Origin of the sequence: Pseudomonas frigoris (assembly GCF_047758635.1) — a bacterium.
GTDB lineage: Bacteria > Pseudomonadota > Gammaproteobacteria > Pseudomonadales > Pseudomonadaceae > Aquipseudomonas > Aquipseudomonas frigoris.
Genome location: NZ_CP180479.1, coordinates 4,494,432 through 4,516,659 on the forward strand (window position 1 = coordinate 4,494,432; position 22,228 = coordinate 4,516,659).

General features: G+C 56.7%; 23 protein-coding genes. 11 read left to right on the forward strand and 12 right to left on the reverse strand.

Annotated features, from left to right (window positions below; translation table 11 throughout):
* Nucleotides 1-94: 94 nt before the first annotated feature.
* Genes ACMXYH_RS20480 through ACMXYH_RS20495 form a run of 4 tightly spaced genes read left to right on the forward strand, consistent with a single transcriptional unit; the run spans nt 95 to nt 6,346 of the window.
* Nucleotides 95-1,351: a TolC family protein gene (locus ACMXYH_RS20480; RefSeq protein ID WP_415764703.1), complete on the forward strand. Its 1,257-nt coding sequence runs from the start codon at nt 95-97 to the stop codon at nt 1,349-1,351.
* The gene (locus tag ACMXYH_RS20485; RefSeq protein WP_415764704.1) at nt 1,348-2,832 is read left to right on the forward strand and encodes an efflux RND transporter periplasmic adaptor subunit; all 1,485 of its coding nucleotides are present in this window, start codon (nt 1,348-1,350) and stop codon (nt 2,830-2,832) included. Before ACMXYH_RS20480 ends, ACMXYH_RS20485 begins: the two co-directional genes overlap by 4 nt.
* The gene (locus ACMXYH_RS20490) at nt 2,829-5,987 is read left to right on the forward strand and encodes an efflux RND transporter permease subunit (protein ID WP_415764705.1); all 3,159 of its coding nucleotides are present in this window, start codon (nt 2,829-2,831) and stop codon (nt 5,985-5,987) included. The genes ACMXYH_RS20485 and ACMXYH_RS20490 overlap by 4 nt, the downstream gene beginning before the upstream one ends.
* Nucleotides 5,984-6,346 (forward strand): copper-binding protein, encoded by a 363-nt coding sequence (locus ACMXYH_RS20495; RefSeq protein ID WP_415764707.1) that lies wholly within the window; start codon nt 5,984-5,986, stop codon nt 6,344-6,346. Before ACMXYH_RS20490 ends, ACMXYH_RS20495 begins: the two co-directional genes overlap by 4 nt.
* A gap of 262 nt (nt 6,347-6,608) precedes the next feature.
* On the opposite strand, the gene ACMXYH_RS20500 is transcribed toward ACMXYH_RS20495, so the two are convergent.
* The 4 genes from ACMXYH_RS20500 to ACMXYH_RS20515 all read right to left on the reverse strand — a co-directional run bounded on the left by ACMXYH_RS20500 (nt 6,609) and on the right by ACMXYH_RS20515 (nt 10,287).
* On the reverse strand, nt 6,609-7,271 hold the full coding sequence (locus ACMXYH_RS20500) for a methyltransferase family protein (protein WP_415764708.1): 663 nt from the start codon (nt 7,269-7,271) through the stop codon (nt 6,609-6,611).
* Between the two features lie 157 nt (nt 7,272-7,428).
* Entirely contained in the window at nt 7,429-7,698 is a 270-nt protein-coding gene (locus tag ACMXYH_RS20505) for a hypothetical protein (protein ID WP_415764709.1), read from the reverse strand.
* 791 nt (nt 7,699-8,489) lie between these two features.
* On the reverse strand, nt 8,490-9,143 hold the full coding sequence (locus ACMXYH_RS20510; protein WP_415764711.1) for a histidine phosphatase family protein: 654 nt from the start codon (nt 9,141-9,143) through the stop codon (nt 8,490-8,492).
* Between the two features lie 283 nt (nt 9,144-9,426).
* Complete coding sequence (locus ACMXYH_RS20515; protein WP_415764713.1) at nt 9,427-10,287, reverse strand: hypothetical protein; 861 nt, start codon at nt 10,285-10,287, stop codon at nt 9,427-9,429.
* A gap of 163 nt (nt 10,288-10,450) precedes the next feature.
* Between ACMXYH_RS20515 and ACMXYH_RS20520 the strand changes: the two genes are divergently transcribed.
* The 4 genes from ACMXYH_RS20520 (at nt 10,451) to ACMXYH_RS20535 (ending at nt 13,525) form a co-directional block, all read left to right on the forward strand.
* Entirely contained in the window at nt 10,451-10,984 is a 534-nt protein-coding gene (locus tag ACMXYH_RS20520) for an ATP-dependent zinc protease family protein (RefSeq protein ID WP_415764512.1), read from the forward strand.
* A 124-nt stretch (nt 10,985-11,108) separates the two neighbouring features.
* Entirely contained in the window at nt 11,109-11,801 is a 693-nt protein-coding gene (locus ACMXYH_RS20525; protein ID WP_415764714.1) for a response regulator transcription factor, read from the forward strand.
* Between the two features lie 16 nt (nt 11,802-11,817).
* Nucleotides 11,818-13,026 carry a sensor histidine kinase gene (locus tag ACMXYH_RS20530; protein WP_415764715.1) on the forward strand — a complete coding sequence of 403 codons (1,209 nt, stop codon included), beginning with the start codon at nt 11,818-11,820 and terminating at the stop codon, nt 13,024-13,026.
* 106 nt (nt 13,027-13,132) lie between these two features.
* On the forward strand, nt 13,133-13,525 hold the full coding sequence (locus ACMXYH_RS20535) for a YkvA family protein (protein WP_415764717.1): 393 nt from the start codon (nt 13,133-13,135) through the stop codon (nt 13,523-13,525).
* Between the two features lie 156 nt (nt 13,526-13,681).
* On the opposite strand, the gene ACMXYH_RS20540 is transcribed toward ACMXYH_RS20535, so the two are convergent.
* Nucleotides 13,682-13,876 carry a RimK/LysX family protein gene (locus tag ACMXYH_RS20540; RefSeq protein WP_415764718.1) on the reverse strand — a complete coding sequence of 65 codons (195 nt, stop codon included), beginning with the start codon at nt 13,874-13,876 and terminating at the stop codon, nt 13,682-13,684.
* The gene (locus ACMXYH_RS20545) at nt 13,854-14,204 is read right to left on the reverse strand and encodes a RimK/LysX family protein (protein WP_415764720.1); all 351 of its coding nucleotides are present in this window, start codon (nt 14,202-14,204) and stop codon (nt 13,854-13,856) included. The genes ACMXYH_RS20540 and ACMXYH_RS20545 overlap by 23 nt, the downstream gene beginning before the upstream one ends.
* A 244-nt stretch (nt 14,205-14,448) precedes the next feature.
* Between ACMXYH_RS20545 and ACMXYH_RS20550 the strand changes: the two genes are divergently transcribed.
* Entirely contained in the window at nt 14,449-16,503 is a 2,055-nt protein-coding gene (locus ACMXYH_RS20550; protein WP_415764721.1) for a bifunctional DedA family/phosphatase PAP2 family protein, read from the forward strand.
* A 284-nt stretch (nt 16,504-16,787) separates the two neighbouring features.
* On the opposite strand, the gene ACMXYH_RS20555 is transcribed toward ACMXYH_RS20550, so the two are convergent.
* The 6 genes from ACMXYH_RS20555 to ACMXYH_RS20580 all read right to left on the reverse strand — a co-directional run bounded on the left by ACMXYH_RS20555 (nt 16,788) and on the right by ACMXYH_RS20580 (nt 20,779).
* Nucleotides 16,788-17,585: a sulfite exporter TauE/SafE family protein gene (locus tag ACMXYH_RS20555; RefSeq protein WP_415764723.1), complete on the reverse strand. Its 798-nt coding sequence runs from the start codon at nt 17,583-17,585 to the stop codon at nt 16,788-16,790.
* Between the two features lie 23 nt (nt 17,586-17,608).
* Nucleotides 17,609-17,743: a hypothetical protein gene (locus tag ACMXYH_RS20560; RefSeq protein ID WP_415764724.1), complete on the reverse strand. Its 135-nt coding sequence runs from the start codon at nt 17,741-17,743 to the stop codon at nt 17,609-17,611.
* Nucleotides 17,730-18,860 carry an ABC transporter ATP-binding protein gene (locus ACMXYH_RS20565; RefSeq protein WP_415764725.1) on the reverse strand — a complete coding sequence of 377 codons (1,131 nt, stop codon included), beginning with the start codon at nt 18,858-18,860 and terminating at the stop codon, nt 17,730-17,732. Before ACMXYH_RS20565 ends, ACMXYH_RS20560 begins: the two co-directional genes overlap by 14 nt.
* The gene (gene modB / locus ACMXYH_RS20570) at nt 18,853-19,527 is read right to left on the reverse strand and encodes a molybdate ABC transporter permease subunit (RefSeq protein WP_415764727.1); all 675 of its coding nucleotides are present in this window, start codon (nt 19,525-19,527) and stop codon (nt 18,853-18,855) included. Before modB ends, ACMXYH_RS20565 begins: the two co-directional genes overlap by 8 nt.
* Nucleotides 19,528-19,530: 3 nt before the next feature.
* Nucleotides 19,531-20,328 carry a molybdate ABC transporter substrate-binding protein gene (modA, locus tag ACMXYH_RS20575; RefSeq protein ID WP_415764728.1) on the reverse strand — a complete coding sequence of 266 codons (798 nt, stop codon included), beginning with the start codon at nt 20,326-20,328 and terminating at the stop codon, nt 19,531-19,533.
* A gap of 106 nt (nt 20,329-20,434) precedes the next feature.
* Nucleotides 20,435-20,779, reverse strand: a complete 345-nt coding sequence (locus ACMXYH_RS20580; protein ID WP_415764729.1) for a winged helix-turn-helix domain-containing protein — start codon at nt 20,777-20,779, stop codon at nt 20,435-20,437.
* A gap of 206 nt (nt 20,780-20,985) precedes the next feature.
* On the opposite strand from ACMXYH_RS20580, the gene ACMXYH_RS20585 reads away from it, so the two are divergent.
* Together ACMXYH_RS20585 and can are read left to right on the forward strand one after the other, a co-directional pair.
* Nucleotides 20,986-21,318 (forward strand): ATP-binding protein, encoded by a 333-nt coding sequence (locus ACMXYH_RS20585; RefSeq protein WP_415764730.1) that lies wholly within the window; start codon nt 20,986-20,988, stop codon nt 21,316-21,318.
* A 52-nt stretch (nt 21,319-21,370) separates the two neighbouring features.
* Nucleotides 21,371-22,009, forward strand: coding sequence for a carbonate dehydratase (can, locus tag ACMXYH_RS20590; protein WP_415764731.1), 639 nt, complete (start codon nt 21,371-21,373; stop codon nt 22,007-22,009).
* The last annotated feature ends 219 nt before the right edge of the window (nt 22,010-22,228 follow it).

The window sequence follows — 22,228 nt, forward strand, 5'->3', positions numbered from 1 at the left end:
TGTACCACACTGAGTCTCATCCTGCCTTGGCGGGATGGCATTTCTGCGCGCATGTCTAAGAGGCGCGCAGTGGAACATCACAGGAATCGTGAGCATGAACTCCATACGCTATTGCACAGGGTGGCCCGTCGTGGCTGCCTTGGCGGCAAGCGTGCTGGCATTGCCGAGCCTAGCCGCCCCGCTGACACTCGATGAAGCCTTGCGACTGGCCGAAAACAATGCCCCGTCGCTGATGGCCCAAACCGCCAAACTGCAAGCCGCCAGTAGTGCTGCCATTCCGGCCGGTGAATTACCCGATCCGAAATTACTGCTGGGCGTGCAGAACTACCCCATTGGCGGTCCCGATCGCTGGCGCATAGACCAGGACTTCATGACCATGCAGATGGTTGGGGTCATGCAGGAAGTGCCCAACCGCGACAAACGCAAAGCACGTATTGAGGTGGCCGAGGCGGCCGTCGATCGAGCCGCGGCTGAGAGTCGAGTCGAGCGTCTGAATGTCCGCCAGGCCACGGCATTGGCCTGGATCAGCAGCTATTCAGTCGAGCGTAAAGAGGCGCTGTTCCTGGACTTTTACAAAGAAAATCGTCTGTTGACCGATACTGTTCGGGCGCAGATCGCCGGTGGTCGTGCCCAGCCTGCCGATGCGGTAACACCGAAACAGGAGGCAGCTCAGTTGGCGGAACAACAGGACGAACTGATCCGCCTGCGTGCTCAAGCTCGAGCGGCCCTCAAGCGCTGGATTGGCCCGGCGGCCAACGACGAGCCAACCGGTGGCTTGCCGCAATGGACCGTCGATACGTCAGATTATTCCCATAAGCTGCAACATCATCCCGCGCTGGCGGCTTTCACGCCGATGACCCGCGAAGCCGAAGCCAAGGTGCATGAAGCCGAGGCGGAAAAGCAGTCCGACTGGAGCTGGGAACTCGATTACCAGCGCCGCGGGCGGGAGTTCGGCGACATGGTCAGCGTGCAATTCACCTTTGACCTACCACTGTTCCCCGGCTCCCGACAAAATCCCAAGATCGCCGCCAAACACGCTGAGCTGAATCAACTGGAAGCCGAGCGCGAAACCCTTACACGCGAGCATACCGAGCAACTGGAGGCGGATCTGGCCGACTACGAGCGTCTGAACCGTGCTGTACGCCGCAGTCAGGAAAGTCTGGTGCCCCTAGCCAAGGAAAAGGTCGGGCTGACCATGGCCAGCTACCGCGCCGGCAAGGGTGATCTGGCGCCGGTCGTCGCGGCTCGACGTGAACTCATCGAGGCCCGTCTCAAACAGATCGACGTCGAAGAACAGCGAGCCCTGACCAATGCGCGCTTGTATTTCAATTATGGGGAAACCAGCCAATGAGCACTCGATTCTGGAAAACGGCTGTGTTGACTGGCTTGTCGGTCGCCCTAGGGGTTGCAGGCGGTTACTGGTTCGCTCAGCAACGCATGAACGCAATGCCTGATGCGCGCCCCGAGCAGAGTCTCAAGACGCAAGACGAACGCAAGGTGCTGTATTGGTACGACCCGATGGTCCCGCAGCAGAAGTTCGAGAAACCGGGCAAATCGCCCTTCATGGACATGCAGCTGGTACCGCAGTACGCGGATGGCGCAACCACCGGTGCCGCCATCAGCATCGACCCGGGCCTGACTCAGAATTTGGGACTGCGCCTCGCGACCGTCACCCGTGGCGTCCTCGCTTCCAGTCTGGACGTGGTCGGCGTGTTGGCGTTCAACGAGCGGGACGTCGCCGTGATTCAGGCGCGTACCGCCGGTTTTGTTGAGCGGGTTTATGCCCGCGCTCCCGGCGATGTGCTCAAGGCAAATGCACCGTTGGCGGATATCCTGGTGCCGGAATGGGCCGCTGCTCAGGAAGAATTCCTCGCACTTAAACGTAACGGTGATGCTGACTTGCTGGCGGCGGCACGCCAACGGCTGCGCCTCACGGGAATGCCGGCGGCACTGATTGCTCAGGTAGAGCGCAGCGGCAAGGTCCAGCCGAACCTGACCCTCACCAGCCCCATTGGTGGTGTGCTGCAAGAGTTGGATGTACGTACGGGTATGACCGTGGCGGCCGGTGAGACTCTGGCACGCGTCAATGGCTTGAGTAGCGTCTGGCTGGCCGTAGCCGTTCCAGAGTCGGAGACTGGATCGATCATCGTCGGTCAAACGGTAGAAGCACGTCTGCCAGCCTTCCCGGGGACAGTGCTCAACGGCACGGTCAGCGCGATTCTGCCCGAGACCAATCCGGACAGTCGCACCGTTCGCGTACGAGTCGAACTGCCCAACCCCGACGGGCGCCTCAGACCGGGATTGACGGCGCAGGTGCGCCTGAGTCGTTCGACCGAGCAAAGCGTGTTGTGGGTGCCGAGCGAGGCAGTCATCCGCACCGGTCGGCGCACTCTGGTGATGCTTGCCGAAGACGCTGGTCGCTACCGTCCGGTAGAAGTGCAACTCGGGCAGGAAAACGACGGCAAGACAACGATATTGAAAGGCCTGCAAGAAGGTCAACACGTGGTCAGCTCGGGACAGTTTCTGCTCGACTCCGAGGCCAGCCTCAAGGGCATCGTCGCCAGCACGCTGGAAATGCCAGCACCTCCCACCGCAGCCCCGGCCCTTCATGAGTCGGAGGGACAAGTCCTGCAGATCAATAGCAAAGACGTGACGCTCGCCCACGGTCCCTTCAAGACATTGGGTATGCCAGGCATGACCATGACCTTTCCGTTAGCCGACCCTGCACTCATGCAGGGGCTCAAGTCGGGCGACAAGGTTCGTATATCAGTCAGTCAAACCGATGATGGTTTGCGCGTTGAGCGTCTGGAAAAGCTAGGGGGTCAGCCATGATCGCTGCCCTGATTCGTTGGTCAGTGGCCAACCGATTCCTGGTGCTACTGGCAACGCTGTTCGTCACCGCTTGGGGTATCTGGTCGGTGCAAAGCACACCCATTGATGCGCTGCCAGACTTGTCCGATGTGCAGGTGATTATCCGCACCCCTTATGCAGGACAAGCGCCGCAGATTGTCGAGAACCAGGTCACCTATCCGTTGGCCACCACAATGCTCTCAGTACCAGGGGCCAAGACGGTGCGTGGTTATTCCTTCTTCGGGGACAGTTTCGTTTACGTGCTGTTCGAAGACGGCACTGACTTGTACTGGGCCCGCTCGCGGGTGCTGGAGTACCTGAGCCAGATACAAAGTCGCCTGCCCGCCAGTGCTAAACCGGCCTTGGGACCCGATGCCACCGGGGTGGGCTGGATCTATCAGTACGCCCTGGTAGATCGCACCGGTGGACATGATCTGGCGCAACTACGGGCTCTGCAGGACTGGTTTCTCAAGTTTGAACTGAAGACCCTGGCCAATGTGGCGGAAGTAGCCACCGTCGGGGGCATGGTCAAGCAGTATCAGGTGCAGCTCGACCCACTCAGATTGGCCAGCCTGGGCATCACCCAAGCGCAGGTGACCGAAGCCATCGGCAAGGCCAATCAGGAAACCGGTGGTGCGGTACTGGAAATGGCAGAGACCGAGTTCATGGTGCGCGCCTCTGGCTATCTGAAGACTCTGAATGACTTCCGCGCCATCCCGCTCAAGCTCGGGGTGGGTGGCGTACCGGTGACCCTGGGCGATGTGGCCACGATCCACCTAGGGCCGGAGATGCGGCGTGGCATCACCGAACTCGACGGTGAAGGTGAAACCGTCGGCGGCGTGGTGATTCTGCGCAGCGGTAAGAACGCCCGCGAGACCATCGCAGCAGTCAAAACCAAGCTCGACGAGTTGAAGAAAAGCCTACCGGCCGGGGTGGAAATCGTCACCACCTACGATCGCAGCAAGCTGATCGACCGCGCCGTGGAAAACCTCAGCCACAAGTTGATTGAAGAGTTCATCGTCGTCGCTTTAGTCTGCGGGATATTCCTCTGGCATCTGCGCTCATCGCTGGTGGCCATTATCTCGCTGCCGGTTGGGGTGCTGATTGCCTTCATCGTCATGCGCTACCAGGGGATCAACGCCAACATCATGTCCCTGGGTGGGATCGCCATCGCCATCGGCGCCATGGTCGATGCCGCCGTGGTGATGATCGAAAACGCCCACAAAAAGGTCGAGGCCTGGCACAAGGCTCATCCAGGCGAAGAACTAAAGGGCGAACATCACTGGCACGTGATGACCGAAGCCGCGGCCGAGGTCGGGCCGGCATTGTTCTTCTGTTTGTTGATCATCACCCTGTCGTTCATTCCGGTATTCACGCTGGAGGCCCAGGAAGGACGGTTGTTCGGCCCTCTGGCGTTCACCAAAACCTATGCTATGGCGGCGGCGGCCGGACTGTCGGTGACTCTGGTACCGGTGCTGATGGGCTACTGGATTCGCGGACGGATTCCCAGTGAGGAACAGAACCCGCTAAACCGTTGGTTGATCAGAATCTATCAACCTGCCTTGGACGCGGTGCTGCGTCGGCCCAAAGTCACCCTGCTGGTCGCGCTGCTGGTGTTCCTCAGCACGATATGGCCGATATCGCGGTTGGGTGGCGAGTTCCTGCCACCGCTGGACGAGGGCGACCTGCTCTACATGCCTTCGGCGCTGCCGGGGTTGTCGGCGCAGAAAGCCGCGCAGCTGTTGCAACAGACCGATCGCCTGATCAAGACGGTACCCGAAGTCGAACACGTCTTTGGCAAGGCTGGCCGCGCCGAAACCGCCACCGACCCGGCACCGCTGGAGATGTTCGAGACCACCATTCAGTTCAAGCCGCGTGAGCAATGGCGACCCGGCCTGACCCAGGAGAAGCTGGTGGAGGAACTGGATCGGGTGGTCCATGTGCCGGGACTGACCAATATCTGGATCCCGCCGATCCGCAATCGCATCGACATGCTCGCCACCGGGATCAAGAGCCCGATCGGGGTGAAAATTGCCGGCACCAACCTGACGGACATCGATGCGGCCACCCAAGCGGTCGAGCGCGTAGCCAAGGACGTGCCCGGGGTCAGTTCGGCCCTGGCCGAGCGTCTGACCGGCGGCCGCTATATCGATGTGGATATCGACCGCAAAGCCGCCGCTCGCTATGGGCTGAACATCGCCGATGTGCAGTCGATCGTCGCCGGCGCTATCGGCGGTGAAAACGTCGGAGAGACCATTGAAGGGCTCGCCCGCTTCCCGATCAACGTGCGTTACCCACGTGAGTGGCGTGACTCGCTCGGCGCCTTAGAGCAATTACCGATCTACACCCCATTGGGCAGCCAGATCACCCTGGGCACGGTGGCGAAGATCAAGGTCAGCGACGGTCCGCCGATGCTCAAGAGCGAAAACGCAAGGCCGTCCGGCTGGGTGTACATTGATGTGCGGGGGCGGGATATTGCCTCGGTGGTCGCCGACCTGCGCCGGGTCGTCAGTGAGCAGGTCACGTTGCAGCCCGGGATGAGCCTGAGCTACTCGGGGCAGTTCGAATTTCTCGAGCGAGCCAATGCGCGACTCAAGCTGGTGGTGCCGGCCACACTGCTGATCATTTTCGTCCTGCTCTACCTGACGTTCGCCCGCTTCGACGAGGCCTTGCTGATCATGGCCACGCTGCCATTCGCTCTCACCGGTGGAGCATGGTTCCTCTATCTGCTGGGCTTCAATTTGTCGGTAGCCACCGGTGTCGGCTTTATCGCCCTGGCCGGTGTATCGGCTGAATTTGGGGTGATCATGCTGCTCTACCTGAAGAACGCCTGGGCCGAACGTGAAGACCTCGGTGACAACACCGAGCGTGGGCTGGTCGCCGCGATTCGCGAAGGCGCTGTGCAGCGTGTTCGACCCAAGGCCATGACCGTCGCAGTCATCATCGCCGGCCTATTGCCGATACTCTGGGGCAGCGGCACCGGTAGCGAAGTCATGAGTCGCATCGCCGCGCCGATGGTCGGCGGCATGGTCACTGCTCCCTTGTTATCCCTGTTCGTTATTCCGGCGGCCTACCGCTTGATGCGCCGTCGGCACCTCCCCGTGGTATCCACCAACCCTCAAGGAAAAGTCGTATGAAACTGACCCTGATCGCCGTTGCAAGCACCGTTGTCGCACTGTCTCTTTCCGCCCAAGCAGAGGACATGCAGGGTATGAAAATGGACGCTATGCCCATGGAAGGCATGCCGATGAAACAGGAGACCAAGCCGGCTCCAGTGGCCAAAGCCGAGGGTACGATCAAGGCCATCGATACCACGAAACATACGGTGACTATTGCTCATGGCGCTGTTCCCGCCGTGCAGTGGCCAGCCATGACCATGGCATTCAACGCCACAACCAAACAACTGGCAGGCCTGAAGGCTGGGGATCAAGTAGCGTTTGAGTTTCGTGCCGAGGGAATGGCGGCCACCATCGTGTCAATCAAACCCCTGAAGTAACAATGGAGTGGATGGCTGGTTCGACCTTCACAAGCTGGTATCGGACCAGCTATCCACCATTCATAGGTGCACAGGTCAGCGAAAGGCTTGCAGCCCTACGGCGTAATGAAGAGTTGATTGCTCCACCATCCTTCTGTTTGGCTCCTTTGGTTTGGAGGATGGTTTCAGGCGCCTGAGTTAGGCGCCTTTTTTTTCGGCCAAGTAGTCCGTGTAACCCGTTTTGCGATGACGTGTTCGTCACGCAGGCTCAGAGGACACTAGGCTATTGCTGATAAGCAAAGAGCAGTGAATGGATGAACTCCCACCAATTCCGCAAGCGTGGGAACAACATGGGCACCCGCTGCCGATAGGTCTGATACTCCTCGCCAAAACGTTCGGTCAAGGCCGACTCCTCCCGCTTCGCTAGACGGACATAAGCCAAAACGATCAGGGGAAACAACAATAACGTGATCACCGTCGGCCAGTGAATCACCTGTCCAAAGACCGCTAGCATGATCCCGGTGTATTGCGGGTGGCGGACCACATCGTAGACACCCTGTGTCGCCAGCTTCCCCTCCAGACTTGTGCGGTAAACCTGAACCCAGCCCCGGACCAACAGAGCCAGGCCGACCACAATAAACACGGCGCCCAGCATCATTTCCAGCATGGCCCCGGTAGCACCGTAGCCCAGCATTGTTGCCCAGAGATGGCCCGAGAATCCGGTCAGAGGGAGATCGATTCCCAGGAAACCCGTAAGCAGGTAGATAGTCAGTGGAAAGCCGTACATCTCGGCATATAACGCGATGATGAACGCTTGCACTAAACCTGCGCCCATCCAGTCACGCCAACTGCGTGGAGCGACGAAATGGTAGAGGACCCAGGATGCAATGAGCACCATGATCAGTACCCACCCCCAGTGCCCATAGTGCATGGTGAAGCCACTCATGGCCGGACGCCTCCTTTGACTGCCGCAGTGAAACGGCATATCACGCTTAAAGGCTGGGAATCGGGGTGGCGACCTTACAAACAGCGCCGCCACCCAGGGAGCAATAGCTCATGTCGCCCGAGGCGAGGGACAGAGACGGCCGACGTGGGCCAAACCGCTATTGTGCCTTGCTATCACCCTTCGGGGACTCCATGCCCATGTGTTGGTTCATGTTCTCCATCATGGCATTGCAGTTTTTCATCATCTTGGACATCTCCTGCATGTCCATCATCGGCATATGGTTGCCGTCCATCATGTGCATGTCCTCACCCTTTTTTGTCTCGGAACTGCCTTGGGCGGGGTTTTTGGCCTGTTCGGCAAAACCCGTGGCAACAGTTCCAAGGGCTATGAAGGTAGCAAGGGCAGTGTAGGTAATGGTGTTACGCATGACGGCTCTCCTCATCTACGACCTTGGTTTCTGGCAGGCCCCGGCAAGAGACTGCTGATTTGCCAGAAGGTAAGGACCGGCGACAGCTGTAGAGGGGCGTACTTTGGTTACTATTAACCCCTGGCCGTCCCTTTTATAATTCTGGACCTTGCCGCAGGGGTAAGGTCAAGCGTCGTTTTGCTCATCCCCAGCTCAATAGCAATAAGCTCATTTAGCTGAAGCGCCGAACAGAACTTGCTACTTTCTCAGTGTTCAACAGAGTCGCCGGAAGCGGGCGTTCGAGCAGAATCGCTAGGCTGCTAATGAGTGAATGAACGGTTGCCGCTCGACTGCGAAATTGCACCCCACTTGACCACCCGTTTGCATTGCTGTTGACCACTTGTTTGCATTCGACTTGACCAGTCGTTTGCATTCCCACTGACCACTCACTTGCATTGACCTGACCAGCGACGGATGACGAATCACCTCGACCCCAAAAAAAGCATGGCGGACGCTTGAGCACCTCCATTTGCGATAATGCGCTGCGGGCAATTGTTGCACGAATTCACCGCGTCGAAGCAGTGACAAGGCCGCAATAAACAGTGTTGGCTGAGACGCGGACGTACCTGGCCCTGAGCGAGCAGGAGCGGTACCTGCTTACGGATCGCTTGATCCAGGCGGAAACAATTATCCGAGTTGGCCACCGAAGGCTCCTTCTGCAAGACAACGCCGTGCTATCCAGCCAACTTGCAGAGTTCAGGACTCTGACGTTGAGTCAGCCAACGGAATCTTGAGTTCATGGACGGCCATGACTATTTCCGACTCATAAATTCAACACTAAAGTCTTGTGTGTTCAAAAAACCGAGCGCTTGTGGTCTTTTATCATTCTCGCCGAATAACAAGAAAAGCGAAGAGGTATAAGGTGGCTTTTCAGGTGCATGCACATTCAAACTTTTTTCGATTTGCCGAATGCAGCTGCTGTGCGTAACCAGGATCAGGTTGTGTCCTTTACGCTTAGTTTCAACCGACTTTTGCAGCATGATACCTCGGCAGGACGCAAGCCACTCCTGACCTTCAACTTCATGGTTAAACATGAAGATGGCGGTCTGCTTGGTCCTCGTCAGGGGGCTGGTAAAAATATCTGTCTTATCAAGACCGAGCTTTTGATATTGCTCGCCCAACCCCACTGCAACATCCTTACCCCTTGTAGTAATGCCATCTGGGGCATTCAGGCAGGGAGCGCTCGATTGGTCGCAGCGTTCTGCGTGGCGAATGAGAACAATAACATTCCCATTGGTCCATGCCGATTTCAGATTGGTAATTTCCAAGGGCGTACTGTGAGCAAGGTTGGGCAGTCGAGGCGCTCTGAATAGAAAGTAGGCTGCTATTATACAAAGCACGATAACGAGTGCGGCAAAAAGCGCTTTTTTGCTGCGCCAATTCAACCCAGTGAAAGACAACGACATAGAGCTAGACCCCATTCAAAGCGTGGCTGATTCAGCCGAGAGCCTGCCCGAGGGACCGTGAAGAAACCGTTAGTTCGGCCACTGAAAATTAAGAATTCGTATTAACGGCTTCTTCACTGAGAGTCGAACAGGCTGGCTCAGTCAAAAAAGTGAAAGCCGAGCTATGCCTATAAGGTTACAGATCAAATCTCGCCAAGATCCCCTGTGAGTTGTGGCAAGACAACGATTTGGACACAAGTACATACCTGGTAAAAAGGATGTGAAGATAAATCTGCTGGCTGATTCATCTGCTAATGCGTTTAAGCTCAAGAATGCGGTTACGTCCTTGTTCGGCCAGCAAGTAGCGATCAGCATCGAGTCGGATGATGGTTTGTGTAGCACGTAAGTGATTGAGAATCACCTGGAGATTACCGGACGAGTCGAGCAGCAACAGTCGGGCCATGTGGGTGGCATCCTCTGTGATCCAGAGCCCGTCCCCTGTGCACTGCACGAATCCCGGAGCGTTCAAACCCTTGGCAACGACTGTGTCAACGCCTTCAGCCTTCCATTGTTTGACCCAGCCCTTTGCCTTCTCGGTGTAAAACAAGCGCCCATCCGGGCAAATGCTGATGCCTTCACCTTCGTCGAGCCCTTCGCGAAGGACACTGAGCTCGTGGGTCTCGGGATCGTAGCGAAGCAGTCGCCCCGGCGTCTTATCCTCTATGGCGAACAACGCATGGCCATCGGTGGCAATCCCTTCGACATTGTCAGCCTCGAACAACGCGTCGCTCTTCCCATCATGTAGCCACAGCACCGGCAAAGTACCGCCCTCCTGCCCAGTCACCAGACCACCTCGGAACATGACTTGACCGTCCGGTTTGGACAGTCCTGTCAGAACTTCGGTGGTGCTGCCATCTGGCTTCAAACGCAGGATCTTCCCCTTTTCATTGGAAAGCTCCTGGCTGACGAACACAGCGTTCTGATCGTCCACTGCCAGCGCGCTGACCATCGGAATAGCGCTATGGAAGACCTCGTAGTCCCAGCCGTTTGCGGCAGTTACTGGGTAGAAATGGCGCCACGCTGGATAGCCCAGCCCAACTAATATTGTCAGACATACGCCGAACAAAAACCTGCGCCAATTCGACCCAGTAAAAGACAACGACATATCGCTAGACCCCATTCAAAGCATTACTGATTAAATCGAAAGCTTGCCCGACGGACCGTGAAGAAGTCGTTGGTTTGGTCACTGAAAATCAAGAAGTGCGTGTTAACGGATCGTTGACGGTACTTTATGCAGACTGATGCTTCGAATCCTGAAGGAGCTTCATATGGCACGCTCAACAGCAAAATGGCTCGCAGCATCCGTTCTGGGGCTATCACTGATACAGCCGGCCTTCTCGGCGACTCAAAGCCCAACGAAGGTCTTTGGCTGGATTGAGGAAGGCGTACTGATGCCCGAAAATATTTCGGTGAAGATCAAGCTGGATACCGGGGCATTGACCTCCTCACTGGATGCCAAGGACCTTGAGCCGTTCCGCAAAGACGGTGAAAAATGGGTTCGCTTCAATGTTGAGGTGAAAGACAGCGAAACGGGAAAGCTGGTCACCGCTCCGTTCGAGCGTAAGGTTGAGCGTAATGTGAAAGTCCGGGGTGCCGGTGGTGCCGAGCACCGGCCGGTGGTGCAGATGACAATATGCATTGGCGACCAGGTTTATAACGAGCAGTTCTCTTTGAAGGATCGAGGCAAGATGAATTACCCCGTTCTCATCGGACGCCGTACTCTGGAGAATCTGGGGTTGGTGGATGTTTCCCATACGTTCACCATGGAACCTAAGTGCAGCAAAGGCGCGTCTGCCAAATAGACCTCGATGGCGACCCGAGCGGGTCATGCAAAAAGGTTGTCGCTACGGGCGCCGCTTTCGCTCCAGTGGCGGCCGCATCGGCTCACCGATTTCCATGTATGAATGAGGTTATTTGAGCCAAACCATGCGAATTTTGATTATTGAAGACAACTCGGACATCGTGGCCAACCTCTACGAGTATTTCGAGCCCCTCGGACACGAACTCGACAATGCCCGCACGGGACAGGGTGGATTGGCTCGGGTGGCTGAGCAGCGTTTCGACGTGATCGTCCTGGACGGCATGCTGCCAGGCCTGGATGGGTTGGAAGTGTGCCGACGGTTACGTGAAGAGCAGCAATGCAATACGCCAGTGCTGATGCTCACGGCGCGAGACACGGTTCATGACAAGGTGAAAGGATTACAGGCGGGAGCCGATGACTACCTGGTCAAGCCCTACTCGTTGATTGAACTGGAAGCGCGGCTTCATGCGTTGGTGAGGCGAGCAAGTACACTAAGAACCGATCAGATGCTGCGTTTTGGTGATCTGGAATTTGACCCCGGAACCTTTGAAGCGCGCCGAGCGGGACAGCGGGTCGAGTTGACGCCATTCGGTTACAAGATGTTGGTGGCACTGATGCGTGCAGCCCCAAGTCTGGTAACCCGTGAGGAACTTGAACAAGAACTCTGGAAAGGCGATCCGCCGCTCAGCGATGCCTTACGAAGCCATATCCACGCCCTACGGCAGGCAATCGACAAATCCTTCCCACAATCCCCTCCAATGCTTTTCACCGTGTCAGGGGTAGGTTATCGACTGGTCGACCACCATGTTTCAAAGTGACTCGTTACGCGGTCGCATGGTTGCTGCCTATGTGTTGCTGGCGGTCATCATCGTTGGCTTTTTCACCGGTGCCGCTTTCTTTGTCGTTGGGAAAATCGAGAAGGAACTCATCGATAATCGGCTCGTGCGCGCAGCTGATCTTTGGGCCGCAGATTCATTTCATGTGGTGCAGTCACAGACCCTCGATCTGAGCTTTTTCAAAGGCGCGCTGATTCCACAGCCTCTGCAATCGTTAGGACTGGGCACGCACGAAATGAAGCTGAACGGACGGGGACTGCACGTTCTGATCGGTGAGGCCGATGGCGAGCGTTATGCCGTGGTGGATGACCAAAGCGACTTCGAGTCTATCGAGTCCTCTTCCTACATCACCCTGGGCATCGCATTCCTCGGCGGTATCGGATTAGCCATCTTGATCGGCAGAGTCAGTGCGAACCGGGTAATTCGGCCGCTGACCAATCTGGCCTCCTCGGTTCAGAATAAGCATGCGATAGATCGGCTGCCCGGCCTCGATGCCACTGACGAAATTGGTGTACTGGCGAGGGCTATTGATGATCGAACCAACCAGTTGAGCTATGCCTTGCAGCGCGAACGCTGGTTCACTGCTGACGTCAGCCATGAGCTACGTACCCCTCTGACGATTATGCTCGGCGCAGCGGAGGTCCTCACCAGTCGCTTGCAGGATCGTCCGGACCTTCTGGTCATGACCGAACGCATTCGACGTAATGCCTCGGAAACCGCACAGCAGGTAGGGGCCTTATTACAGCTGGCCCGTGTGCCGGAAATTACCGACCTCGTCCTGATCAACCTGCGTCCCCTGATTGAACGTGAACTGGAGCGTTGCCAGCCTCTGCTCCGTGGAAAGGCCCTGACACTCAATCTCTTCTGCACTGAGGAGGTTTCGGTACGAGCCATTCCGGAACTGGTCACCATCGCCGTGAGTAACCTGCTGCGTAACGCTTGCCAGCATACTGAACAAGGCTCCATCACTGTTTGCTTGAATGCAGCTGGGATTGTGGTGGAAGACTGCGGCACGGGATTGCCAGAGGCCGTACGTGCCCGTCTATTTGATCGCTTCGTCAGAGGGGATGATGACTTCTCCAGTGGTTCGGGGCTGGGACTGTCGATCGTCAAGCGCGTGACCGAGCATCTTGGATGGAATGTTCAGCATGAGCCCAGCCCGAGCGGTGGTAGCCGTTTCACCTTGCGATTTTCCCACAGTGTGTGATTCCCCCATGACCAGCTAATCCGCTGGCTAACGGCTCCTCATTAAACACTGACCCTCAACGAGTTGTATTAATGACTTTTTCCACGTTGTCCCCAAAGGCGCTGAAATGAAAGGCATTCTTGACCATCTGCGTCGTTGGGCAAAAAGCCTTAAACGCCAGACCATGGTGCTGTGGTTTTGCTATCAGCATGCCCAAACGCCTTGGCTACCAAAATGGATTGCGATTTTCGTGGTGGCTTACGCATTGAGCCCCATCGATCTCATTCCTGATTTCATCCCGATATTGGGCTATCTGGATGACGTAATCATTCTTCCACTCGGCATTCTGCTCGCTATCCGGTTGATGCCACCCTTGGTGCTGGAGGAGTGTCAGCTAAAAGCGAGTGAGTGGGAGAAAAACCATGTGAAGCGCCCGGTGAATAAGTTCGCCGCAGTGCTCATCGTCATGGTTTGGCTGGCTGCATTGGCAGCTGCTTGGCTGGCTTTCAAGGGCAACTGAGTATCCGCCGGGGCGACAGTTGGGTGGCGGCGTTAAGAACAGATGAAAAAGCTTTCGGCCTTCACGCTCCGGCCACTGACACCTGTAATGGTGGGATATGCATCGAGTTTCCAGGGAGTGCCTAGATTAGGCTTTGTGCAGGAAAGCCGAAGCGTGTTATGGCCCTATAGCTGCACAGTGCGGCTCAACGGTAAAGGTCTTAGAGGCATCGACAAAGCCCAGTTTGCCGATGAGGTGCTGTCCAACGATCATCGGGTAGAGCATCTTGCTTCGATCATCCAGAGCGAAGTTCTCCTTGTAAACTCTCTGTCCGAAACATACATCCATTTCAACGATTGGTCGTTTCCCCATCGTGGAAGTCTGGTTGTCTGGGACTTTGACCGACGATTTCACGTTCGAAGGACTGGTTTATCGGTAACCCATCATTATTGTCCTTCAGCGCGATATTAAATCGAACCCACGGCACATCCCCTTTTTTGAACAGGACAAGCTGCTTGGCATCAATGCTTGACGTTGAAGAATCGGTGTCTAGCTTGGCTCTGACAGCTATTCTTTCTGGCCAGATCAGACCTTCCTCGGCCCATCCAATGACCTTTGTGTGGCCTCCGGCGGGCGACGCGCTTTGAAATACGATTGAGGCAAACAAGGCGGCGATCAATTCACCTGCACCATTGGTCACGAGCTTAATCCTGAAATTTTGGACGTTTGCTGATCCTGAGCGAAGGCCTGTGAACAGGGCGTGATGATCTGTCGCTACGGAAGATCATCCTCCACTACTAGTGGGGAGTAGAGTCATGGGGCTTGAGCTACAGTTTTACTGCCTCCTCTCGGTTCATTCCTTTGGTTGAGAGGCGGGTCTTGGGTGTCTGCGTTAGGCACCTTTTTTATTTCTTATCTGCTGAGCTTCATCCGCAGACGAGGTTATGGGCAGCCCGCGAATTATGACGTCCTTGGTCTCATCGGTCATCGAGTTCCTGACGGCGCATCCGCATGTTGCTTATCTGGCGGTGTTTCTCCTGGCACTTTCCGAATCAATCCCGATCATCGGTGTCGTCGTTCCCGGCACAGCCGTGATCCTCGCCCTCAGCACTTTGGTGCCGGGCGGCGTCTTATTGCTCTGGCCGATGCTGGTCGCCGCCACGTCAGGTGCCATCGCGGGTGATGGTCTTTCGTTCTGGCTCGGGCACCGATACCACCGCGAGATTCTAGGCCTCTGGCCACTGAACCGGCACCCCGAACTGATTCAGCGCAGCGAAGCCTTTTTCACGCGTCACGGCGACAAGAGTGTCTTTCTCGCGCGCTTCACTCCGGGCGTCCGCGCCTTCGTTCCGCTCCTCGCCGGCATGCTGGGAATGGCGGTCAGTCGGTTCTATGCCGTCAATGTCGCGTCGGCGCTCGCCTGGGCTCCGTCGCATATACTGCCCGGTGTGCTCGTCGGCGCGACGTTCAGCATTCTCGGTGCGGCCGCAAAGCCGCTCGCGATTTTGCTGGTCGTTCTGGTCGCGGCGGGCTGGGCGGTCCTGCAAATCGTGCGCTGGACGTTGCGTCACGGCATCCCCTACCTCATCGTCGGAGTGGAGCGACTAAGGAGCTGGGCCGGCACTCACGACACCTGGTTGAGCCGGCGACTCACCAGCTTGCTCGATCCTTCACGGCCCGAAGCGCGGGCTCTCGCACTACCGACTGTCCTTCTCGTCGGTGCAGCCTGGCTTTTCTTCGGTGTCCTTGAAGACGTCGTGAGCGGTGACCCGTTGCTGCTCGCAGACAGTGCGATATACCGCGCCCTCCAGGATCTACGCACAACACCAGGCGATGCGGTGATGATTGCCATCACAGAACTCGGTGACACCAAGGTCGTGGTGGCGGTCACGATTGCTGTCTTGCTATGGCTCATGTGGAAACGCGCCTGGCGTACAGCAGCCTATTGGCTGGTGGCAATCGCCGGCGCTTCGGTGTTCAACATTGTCATCAAAGTAGCGTTGTATCGAACTCGCCCTGGAGAGCTTCTCTATTCCGGGTGGAGTGCCTTTTCCTTCCCCAGCGGCCATAGCACGATCAATGTCGTGCTATACGGTTTTCTCGCCTTTCTCATCGCGCGTGATATCCGCCCGGCACGGCGCCTCGCGGTCGCTCTTGGCGCAGCCACCCTGATATTTCTAATTGCATTCTCGCGCCTCTACCTCGGTGCGCATTGGCTTTCCGACGTGCTCGGGGGACTGGCATTCGGGTCCGCGTGGCTGGCACTACTCAGCCTGTTCTACCTGCGGCGGCAGGCCGAGCACATTGGGTCAGGGGGGCGGCTCGCCCTCGGATGTGCGGCACTTATCCTTGCCGGCGGCTTCAATATCTATCGCAGTCATGCGACGGACAGCGGTCGTTATGTCGTCAAGGTGGGGACGCCGACCATGGCCGCCACCGATTGGTGGGCGTCGGGTTGGCAGCAACTGCCGGCGCGGCGTATCGATCTCACTGGCGAGACGAATGAGCCGCTGACGTTCCAGTGGGCCGGTGGCTTGCAGGACCTGCAACATGTCCTGCAACGGAACGAGTGGCGCGTCTCTGCGGCCTGGACACCGTTGAATGCCCTGAATTGGCTTACCGCCCAGGCCGACCCTGCCGGTCTTCCGGTCATTCCACTTTTCGCCAGTGGTCGCCTTCCCAGTCTGACCCTCGTTCGACCGTATAGCGATGGTGTACCTGCCGGTTCGCGCCTCGTGCTTCGATTGTGGGTCGTCGATTTCGAGCTCACAAACGGGCGAACTGCACCGCTGTGGATTGGCTCGGTTGTCGAGGAGCGTTTTTATCATCCCCTATCTCTCGTCACGTTAACGTCAACACAGCCCGATGTGAATGCACCGCGGAGCACGCTAGCGGCCGTTCTTGATGGTGGGCGGCTCCTTTCTCGGACCAAAGGAGCGGCAGATGAGGATTGGGATGGGCAGGTCCTGTTAGCTCGCCATAGTGAGAAACAGAAATGAATGACCGTTTAGAGGCGGTTTCTGACCTGCAGTGCCTGGCTGAACCTCCCCTGAGTGGCCCGTTACCTAACACCGTCCCTGTGCCGGGTTGTCTCTATTCCAGTGACTCCCAAGGGCATTCCTGATTACGTTGGTTGGGCAGAGGGCATGCCCTATCTGATTCGCAATGGTCGTTCTGCGTACGCGTATCTCGCAGATGAAGAGCTATCGAACGAGTGCACTGTAATGGTCCATCAACCCACTGAACTCAGCGTGGGCATCCCTCTGTAGCGATAATTTAACGTTCAGCTATGGCGCCATACTTTCACCGAAGAGATCAGAAGTATGGCGGCAAGCAACGGGAGCAGGTATGCCGTTGGGATCAGGCCGAGCAATTGCCCGCCGATGAATGTCCCAATAATGGAGCCTGCTGCCATGACCAAGATGAAGGGCCGTTGAGCGCGGATGATTGAAAAGCTCTGGTCGCGGCTGTAACGCGTAAAACCCACAATCATGGTGGGCAGGCTTACAGTAAGCGAGAGGCTACCCGCGAGCTTGATGTCAGCTCCGAATAGGAGAACGATCGTCGGGATCAGCAACTCGCCGCCAGCGACCCCCATCAGAGCAGCAACCACTCCGATACCGAAGCCGACTACTATTCCGACAATAGCCAGAAACACGCCGTGAAACAGGGCCACGCCGGTAGAACTTGTTTCATGTCCGAACAGCAAAGCACCAGCAATACCTACGAGCAGCACTGCCAAAACACGGTACAGGGTTTTACTTTTAAGCTTCGTCGCCCATCCTGCACCGAACCAGGCGCCTGCAAGGCTTCCCACGAGAAGCGTGACAATAATGTCCCATCGTTCAAAGACGGCCGTGTAGGGAACACTGAATGCTCTGAATGGTAAGGCTGTGGCTACGACAACGAGGCTCATGGCCTTATTGAGGATGATGGCCTCCAGCGCACCAAAGCCAAACAAGCCAATGAGAAGTGGCAGTCTGAACTCTGCGCCTCCCAACCCGATCAGCCCGCCTAATGCACCGATGAGAGTACCGCTACCAAATACCGTTACTTTGTTGTTTTCTCGATTTGACGTCATAGCTCGACGTTCGTCCCTGTCTATCAAAGGTGTAAGACCTGAATACGTAAACGACCGACCAGAAGGTTGCGCAGAAACTTCGCTCCTTCCAGACCGGGCAGCCCCAAAAACCCGACAACCGAATCGCCAAGGAACACTTCGCCTTTATGTTTCCGCATCCCGAGGTTCCTGTTTGTTGCTCGCTATCTGTGACATCAAGTGTATGGTCTCCCCACGCAAGCGGATTCTGATCTGCTGCCCCTCCGCGAGTTCGTATCGTTGCGCAAGGTGTCGCGGTACGTGCATCGCAATCAGATCGTCGCCCGAACGCAGCAGAGCACGTATGTGTTCACCCAAGGACAACAGGCGCTCGATTTCGACCAGAACAGTGTTGTCCATCTCCCCAGGCTCATGCTTTTGCGGCATCAGCAGCACGTCAGAGGTTGGCAACCCCCAACCTACAACCTGTCCGACTGGCCACTGTGGTTGAGCGCGTACTTTCAGCAGTTGTCCACGCCAATCCAGAAGACTATAAGCAGTCGTATGTTCAATGACTCGGCCGACAAACAAATTGCGCATTCCTAGCAATCTGGCGACCTCAGTAGTTACAGGCGCTTGCATCACCTGGTCAGGTGAGCCCTCTTGCAGGGTTCGGCCATCTGAAAGAATGCACATTCGATCAGCCAGCAACGTCGCCTCATCCAAGTCATGGGTGACCAGTACCACTGGCATTCGCAATTCACGACGTAGTTCGGCCAACTCGTTGTACAACGACTCACGAGTTGCACGATCCACAGCTGAGAAAGGCTCATCGAGCAGCAACACATTCGGCTCGCGGGCAAGCGCTCGCGCCACGGCGACACGCTGCTGCTGACCACCGGACAGTTCATGAGGACGGCGCTGCGCCAGTCCATTCAAATGCAACCGTTCAATCAAAGCATGTGCCCGGTTACGTCGCTGCTCAGGTGAAAGCTCGCGCATGGCCTCCATGATGTTTTCCAGCGCATTGAGGTGCGGAAACAAGGCGTAATGCTGAAACACCATGCCGACGCGCCGCTTCACAGTGGGGACGAGGTGTCGATTGCGGCTGTCAAACCAGTTTTCACCATCGCACTGAATATGCCCATGTTCAGGGGTGTACAGTCCGGCAATGCAGCGCAGCAGTGTGGACTTGCCACTGCCCGAGGGGCCGACCAGCGCAAGAACTTCACCGGGTTCACACTCAAACTCAGCATCCAATGCAATGGGGCCGTCCTGTTGCACCTTGAGGCTAAGGCCTTGCTTGCGTTCAACCATGGCTAGCACTTCGGCTCAAACGTGAGGTAGCAAAGTAAGACAAGCTGATAGCGCCTAGAGAAAACAGTAACAACACCAGCGACATAAGGCCGGCAGAGCGGTCGTCGAAGGATTGAACACTGTCATAGATGGAGATGGCGATGGTGCGGGTTTCACCTGGGATACTGCCCCCTACCATCAGCACCACGCCGAACTCACCCAGTGTATGGGCGAATGTCATCACCAACGCCGACAGAATGCCGGGCCACGCCAGGGGCAACTCGATTCGCAACAATATGCGCCAGGACGAAAGACCACAGCAGCGAGCCGCTTCTCGAATATCCTGCCCGACGCCTTCAAAAGCCCGCTGCATGGGTTGTATCGCGAACGGTAGGTTGAATACTATTGAGGCCACCAACAGACCTTCGAAAGAAAACGTGAGTTGGTGACCAAACAGTGACTCGTAGCCTTGGCCAATAGGCGAGCGTCTTCCCATCGACATCAGCAGATAGAAGCCAAGCACAGTCGGTGGCAATACAAGTGGCAACGCCAGTAACGCTTCCACCAGATTTTTTCCACGAAATGACGACCAGGCCAGTTTGCGACCTACCCATATACCGATGGGCAAGAGGATCAGCATCGTCCAGAAGGACAGCTTGAGCGACAGCCACAATGCTGACCAATCCATGGCTTACTGAGCCTTCTCTTCATTCGGCAGGACAAAGCCGTACTTGCGCATGACGTTGCGCGCCGTAGGCGCTTGGATGTAGCGGTAGAAAGCCTGTGTCGTCTCATCGGCGCCCTTGAGCAGTACCATGCGTTGACGCAGTGGCTCGTGCCATTCAGCAGGGATCAGGGCGAACTCGCCGAGCTTGCTGACATCCGGTGCGAGCGCCAGAGAATAGGCAATAATGCCGCCCTGGGCGTTGCCCGAGGTGGCAAACTGAGCGGCCTGTACAACATTTTCACCCAGTACCAACTTGTCCTTCACCGCATCCCAAAGACCGGCATGTTTCAACGCTTCCTCTGCACGCAGGCCGTAGGGGGCATGTTCGGGGTTGGCGATGGCGAATTTCTTGATTCGACCGTCGGCCAATGCAGCCTGTAGATCTTTGAGCTGAACATCGGCTTTCAGCGTTGAGTTGTGAGGCACCATCAAGACGATCCTGCCCAGCGCGTACAAAGCGCCCTCATCGACAGTTTTACCCGCTGCGTTCAACTGCTGAACATATCCCTCGTCAGCGGAGAGGTACATCTGGAACGGTGCGCCTTCACTGATCTGACGAAAAAAGTTGCCTGAAGAGCCGAAAACCAAGCGTATCTCTTTGCCAGTGTCAGCCTTGAACTGGGTGTTCACCTCCTCCAGAGCGAATTTCAGATCGGCAGCAGCAGCCACGGTTGGTTTGGCATCGGCGAAGGCCAGCATTGGCCCGGCTAAAACCAATGAGAGGCCCAGCGTCCATTTTTTTATACGTGCGAGGATCGACATGCTCAACTCCAGATGGGTGACGGATTGTATACAAAGCGCCGTATCCTTCCATATACAACGACTGTCAGTCCATATCTCAGCGAGCAATTTATGCTTTGTAGGGGTTTTAGGTGACCAGCAAGGCCGTAATTTCGCCCACGTGGTCTTCGATTCCAGCCAAGGCTCGAGCATAGAGCTCGCGGTAGGACTTGAGCACATGCTCGCCTGTAGCGGTTAATTGGGCCCCACCGCCATGACGGCCACCCGCTGACGTAGTCACCAAGGGCGCGCGAAAACAGCGGTTCATGGTCTCCACCAACAGCCAGGCGCGTCGGTAGGACATCCCCAAGAGACGGGCGGCACCACTTATTGACCCCGCCTCTTGAATAGCAGCGAGAAGATCAGCTTTGCCAGGACCGATAGCGATGTCGTCGCCGCAGCGCAGACGAATTTTTAGATCAATCGTTTGCATGCAAGTGTGAGTCTGGTTCGGATCGATGCATCAAACCATAGAACGACGCCTGAGGTTTACCTTTGATGCGCGAATGGCGGTGATTGCGAGATGGACCTTACAGACAATCGCCATGAGCCAGGTTCGAAGTAGAAGTAGCATGCCCTCAGCCTCTGCTCCGTGGAAAGGCCCTGACGCTCAACTTCCTTTGCACCGAGGAGGTTTCGGTGCGGGCCATTCCGGAACTGGTCACCTTCGCCGTGAGTAATCTGCTGCGTAACGCTTGCCAGCATACTGAACAAGGCGTCATCTCCGTATGCTTGAATGCGGCAGGAATTGTGGTGGAAGACTGCGGCACGGGTTTGCCAGAGGCCATACGTGCCCGGCTGTTTGATCGCTTCGTAAGAGGGGATGATGACTTCACCAGAAGCATTCCCGTTGAACAGGCAGTGGCCGGGTCATGGCTACTACTCATGCTTGGGGCCTTATTTGAGAATAGACCCGGTATGCAACGTGAGAATTCACAGGTTTTGCCCCCGACCCGCGACAGGGAGACGTGACTTCGGGCGCTCGCCGCTTGTCAAAGCTGCGGATCATTTATGAGGCTTGAACATGAACGACCTACAAGAACTGATCGATAACAACGCGCGTTGGGCCGATGCAATCAAGCAGGAAGATCCTGATTTCTTCGCCAAGCTGGCACGCCAGCAACCCCCCGAATACCTCTGGATCGGTTGTTCGGATGCGCGAGTGCCGGCCAACGAAATCGTAGGCATGCTCCCGGGCGATTTGTTCGTGCACCGCAACGTGGCCAACGTGGTGCTGCATACCGACCTGAACTGCCTGTCGGTGATCCAGTACGCAGTGGACGTGCTCAAGGTCAAGCACATCCTGGTCACCGGGCACTATGGCTGTGGCGGTGTACGCGCGGCGATGCAGGATCGCCAACTGGGCCTGATCGATGGCTGGCTGCGTTCGATTCGCGACCTGTACTACGAGAAACGCGTGGAGCTGGGCCAGTTAGCGACGGAAGAAGAACGTGTCGACCGGCTGTGTGAGTTGAACGTGATCCAGCAAGTGGCCAACGTCGGCCACACCAGCATCGTCCAGAACGCCTGGCACCGCGGCCAGAACCTGTCGATCCATGGTTGCATTTATGGCATCAAGGATGGTCGCTGGAAGAGCCTGAACGCAACCATCAGCGGCTTTGAGCAACTGCCGCCGCAATATCGCCTGCGGCCGATCGACTAAGTCGGCCTAAGTCGCTTCATCCAGTCTGCGAAGGGTCCGATTGACGGGCCCGGTCGTGCATTTAGTCCTGGCCTGAGTTGCAGTTTGTGCAACTGCTGGTCAGTGCGAATGCAAATGGGTGGTCACTTGGAATGCAAATGCCTGGTCAAGTCGAATGCAAACAGGTGGTCAAATCGATGCAATTACACACTCGACCTCGAAAATCTCTTTAGACGGCAA

What these genes read in the sequence shown, in the direction of transcription:
- ACMXYH_RS20480 (WP_415764703.1), top strand. Translation starts at nt 95, where the DNA reads ATGAACTCCATACGCTATTGCACAGGGTGGCCCGTCGTGGCTGCCTTG.
- ACMXYH_RS20485 (WP_415764704.1), top strand. Translation starts at nt 1,348, where the DNA reads ATGAGCACTCGATTCTGGAAAACGGCTGTGTTGACTGGCTTGTCGGTC.
- ACMXYH_RS20490 (WP_415764705.1), top strand. Translation starts at nt 2,829, where the DNA reads ATGATCGCTGCCCTGATTCGTTGGTCAGTGGCCAACCGATTCCTGGTG.
- ACMXYH_RS20495 (WP_415764707.1), top strand. Translation starts at nt 5,984, where the DNA reads ATGAAACTGACCCTGATCGCCGTTGCAAGCACCGTTGTCGCACTGTCT.
- ACMXYH_RS20500 (WP_415764708.1), bottom strand. Translation starts at nt 7,271, where the DNA reads ATGAGTGGCTTCACCATGCACTATGGGCACTGGGGGTGGGTACTGATC.
- ACMXYH_RS20505 (WP_415764709.1), bottom strand. Translation starts at nt 7,698, where the DNA reads ATGCGTAACACCATTACCTACACTGCCCTTGCTACCTTCATAGCCCTT.
- ACMXYH_RS20510 (WP_415764711.1), bottom strand. Translation starts at nt 9,143, where the DNA reads ATGTCGTTGTCTTTCACTGGGTTGAATTGGCGCAGCAAAAAAGCGCTT.
- ACMXYH_RS20515 (WP_415764713.1), bottom strand. Translation starts at nt 10,287, where the DNA reads ATGTCGTTGTCTTTTACTGGGTCGAATTGGCGCAGGTTTTTGTTCGGC.
- ACMXYH_RS20520 (WP_415764512.1), top strand. Translation starts at nt 10,451, where the DNA reads ATGGCACGCTCAACAGCAAAATGGCTCGCAGCATCCGTTCTGGGGCTA.
- ACMXYH_RS20525 (WP_415764714.1), top strand. Translation starts at nt 11,109, where the DNA reads ATGCGAATTTTGATTATTGAAGACAACTCGGACATCGTGGCCAACCTC.
- ACMXYH_RS20530 (WP_415764715.1), top strand. Translation starts at nt 11,818, where the DNA reads ATGGTTGCTGCCTATGTGTTGCTGGCGGTCATCATCGTTGGCTTTTTC.
- ACMXYH_RS20535 (WP_415764717.1), top strand. Translation starts at nt 13,133, where the DNA reads ATGAAAGGCATTCTTGACCATCTGCGTCGTTGGGCAAAAAGCCTTAAA.
- ACMXYH_RS20540 (WP_415764718.1), bottom strand. Translation starts at nt 13,876, where the DNA reads ATGGGGAAACGACCAATCGTTGAAATGGATGTATGTTTCGGACAGAGA.
- ACMXYH_RS20550 (WP_415764721.1), top strand. Translation starts at nt 14,449, where the DNA reads ATGGGCAGCCCGCGAATTATGACGTCCTTGGTCTCATCGGTCATCGAG.
- ACMXYH_RS20555 (WP_415764723.1), bottom strand. Translation starts at nt 17,585, where the DNA reads ATGACGTCAAATCGAGAAAACAACAAAGTAACGGTATTTGGTAGCGGT.
- ACMXYH_RS20560 (WP_415764724.1), bottom strand. Translation starts at nt 17,743, where the DNA reads ATGCGGAAACATAAAGGCGAAGTGTTCCTTGGCGATTCGGTTGTCGGG.
- ACMXYH_RS20565 (WP_415764725.1), bottom strand. Translation starts at nt 18,860, where the DNA reads ATGGTTGAACGCAAGCAAGGCCTTAGCCTCAAGGTGCAACAGGACGGC.
- modB (WP_415764727.1), bottom strand. Translation starts at nt 19,527, where the DNA reads ATGGATTGGTCAGCATTGTGGCTGTCGCTCAAGCTGTCCTTCTGGACG.
- modA (WP_415764728.1), bottom strand. Translation starts at nt 20,328, where the DNA reads ATGTCGATCCTCGCACGTATAAAAAAATGGACGCTGGGCCTCTCATTG.
- ACMXYH_RS20580 (WP_415764729.1), bottom strand. Translation starts at nt 20,779, where the DNA reads ATGCAAACGATTGATCTAAAAATTCGTCTGCGCTGCGGCGACGACATC.
- can (WP_415764731.1), top strand. Translation starts at nt 21,371, where the DNA reads ATGAACGACCTACAAGAACTGATCGATAACAACGCGCGTTGGGCCGAT.